This is a genomic window from Roseateles rivi, from assembly GCF_043555845.1.
GTDB lineage: Bacteria > Pseudomonadota > Gammaproteobacteria > Burkholderiales > Burkholderiaceae_C > Roseateles > Roseateles rivi.
Genome location: NZ_JBIGHZ010000011.1, coordinates 1 through 2,109, shown reverse-complemented (window position 1 = coordinate 2,109; position 2,109 = coordinate 1). Strand labels below are relative to the sequence as shown.

General features: G+C 68.0%; 3 protein-coding genes. All 3 read left to right on the top strand.

The features are described 5' to 3' along the window. Positions 1 to 567: branched-chain amino acid ABC transporter permease (locus tag ACG0Z6_RS16560; RefSeq protein ID WP_394463439.1), on the top strand; the 567-nt coding region annotated here is incomplete at its 5' end. A gap of 14 nt (positions 568 to 581) precedes the next feature. Beyond that, the gene (locus tag ACG0Z6_RS16555) at positions 582 to 1,361 is read left to right on the top strand and encodes an ABC transporter ATP-binding protein (RefSeq protein ID WP_394463437.1); all 780 of its coding nucleotides are present in this window, start codon (positions 582 to 584) and stop codon (positions 1,359 to 1,361) included. A gap of 13 nt (positions 1,362 to 1,374) precedes the next feature. Further along, a complete protein-coding gene (locus ACG0Z6_RS16550) occupies positions 1,375 to 2,106 on the top strand; it encodes an ABC transporter ATP-binding protein (protein WP_394463435.1) in 732 nt (243 codons plus the stop codon). Positions 2,107 to 2,109: the final 3 nt, after the last annotated feature.

The window sequence follows — 2,109 nt, the reverse complement described above, 5'->3', positions numbered from 1 at the left end:
GGGGAGCCGCTGGAGGTGCTGGGGCTGACGCTGCCGCCCGTGACGCTGTACTACTACCTGTTCCTGGCGCTGGTGGTGGGCTCGGTGCTGGTGTGCGTGCGGCTGGAGCGCTCGCGCATCGGGCGCGCCTGGATGGCCATTCGCGAAGACGAGATTGCGGCCAAGGCCATGGGGCTGAACACGCGCAACCTCAAGCTGCTGGCCTTTGGCATGGGGGCGACCTTCGGGGGCGTGGCCGGCAGCATGTTTGCGGCCTTCCAGGGCTTTGTGAGCCCGGAGTCCTTCAGCCTGCAAGAGAGCGTGATGATCGTGGCCATGGTGGTGCTGGGCGGCATCGGGCACATCCCCGGGGTGATCGTCGGCGCGCTGCTGCTGGCGGCACTGCCGGAGGTGCTGCGCTACGTGGCCTCACCGCTGCAGGAGCTCACGGGCGGTCGCCTGGATGCGGCCATCCTGCGCCAGCTGCTGGTGGCGCTGGCGATGATCGGCATCATGCTGCTGCGCCCCCGAGGCCTGTGGCCCGCGCCCGAGCACGGCAAAGCCGCGGCCCAGCCGCTCAAGAGCTGAAGGAGGGCTGGAGCATGAGCAAAAGCAACACAGTGCTGAAGGTCAGCGGCGTGAGCAAGCGCTTTGGCGGCCTGCAAGCGCTCTCGCAAGTGGGCATGGAGATCGAGGCCGGGCAGGTCTACGGGCTGATCGGCCCCAACGGCGCGGGCAAGACCACCTTCTTCAACGTCATCACCGGGCTCTACACACCCGACGAAGGCAGCTTTGAGCTGGGCGGCGAGCCCTACCGCCCGCAGGCCGTGCACCAAGTGGCGCGTGCGGGCATTGCGCGCACCTTCCAGAACATCCGGCTGTTTGGCGAGATGACGGCGCTGGAGAACGTGATGGTGGGGCGGCACGTGCGCACGCGCAGCGGGCTGCTGGGGGCGGTGCTGCGCACGGCCAGCTTCAAGCAAGAGGAAGCGGCCATTGCCGAGCGCGCGCAGGAGCTGCTGGACTACGTGGGCATCGGGCAGCTGGCCGCCTACAAAGCGCGCACGCTGTCCTACGGCGACCAGCGGCGGCTGGAGATTGCACGCGCGCTGGCCACCGACCCCAAGCTCATCGCACTGGACGAGCCCGCGGCGGGCATGAACGCCACGGAGAAGGTGGCGCTGCGCGGGCTCATTGAACGCATTCGCGGCGACGGGCGCACGATCTTGCTCATCGAGCACGACGTCAAGCTGGTGATGGGGCTGTGCGACCGGGTGACGGTGCTGGACTACGGCAAGACCATTGCGCAAGGCACACCGGCGCAGGTGCAAAGCGACGCCAAAGTGATCGAGGCATACCTGGGCGCAGGCGCGCACGCATGAGAGGGCAGGGCAGATGAGTGAACAGACACAACAAGCCAGCGTGCTGCTGCGCCTGAGCGGGCTCAAAGTGGCGTACGGGGGCATCCAAGCCGTCAAGGGCGTGGAGCTGGAGGTGCGCGAGGGCGAGCTGGTGAGCCTCATTGGGGCCAACGGCGCGGGCAAGAGCACGACGCTCAAAGCCATCACGGGGCTGCAACCGGTGGCGATGGGGGAGGTGCAGTACCTTGGGCGCAGCATCAAAGGGCAGGGCGCGTGGGAGCTGGTCGAGCAAGGGCTGGTGATGGTGCCCGAAGGCCGAGGCACCTTCACGCGCATGACCATCATCGAGAACCTGCAGATGGGGGCCTACACGCGGCGCGACGCTGAGGTGCAGGCGGACATGGAGCGGGTGTTCGAACTCTTCCCGCGGCTCAAGGAGCGGGCGCGCCAGCTGGCGGGCACCATGAGCGGGGGCGAGCAGCAGATGCTGGCCATGGGCCGCGCGCTGATGGCCCGCCCGCGCGTGCTGCTGCTGGACGAGCCCAGCATGGGGCTGTCGCCGATCATGGTGGACAAGATATTTGAGGTGGTGCAAGACATCCACCGGCGCGGGGTGACGGTGCTGCTGGTGGAGCAAAACGCCAGCCGTGCACTGCAACTGGCCGACCGCGGCTACGTGATGGAGTCCGGGCTCATCACGCTGCAAGGCCCCGGCCGCCAACTGCTGGCCGACCCCAAGGTGCGCTCGGCTTATCTGGGGGAGTGAGGC

Excerpts from the sequence above, each read along its gene's own strand:
- ACG0Z6_RS16555 (WP_394463437.1), top strand. The coding sequence starts at position 582 with ATGAGCAAAAGCAACACAGTGCTGAAGGTCAGCGGCGTGAGCAAGCGC.
- ACG0Z6_RS16550 (WP_394463435.1), top strand. The coding sequence starts at position 1,375 with ATGAGTGAACAGACACAACAAGCCAGCGTGCTGCTGCGCCTGAGCGGG.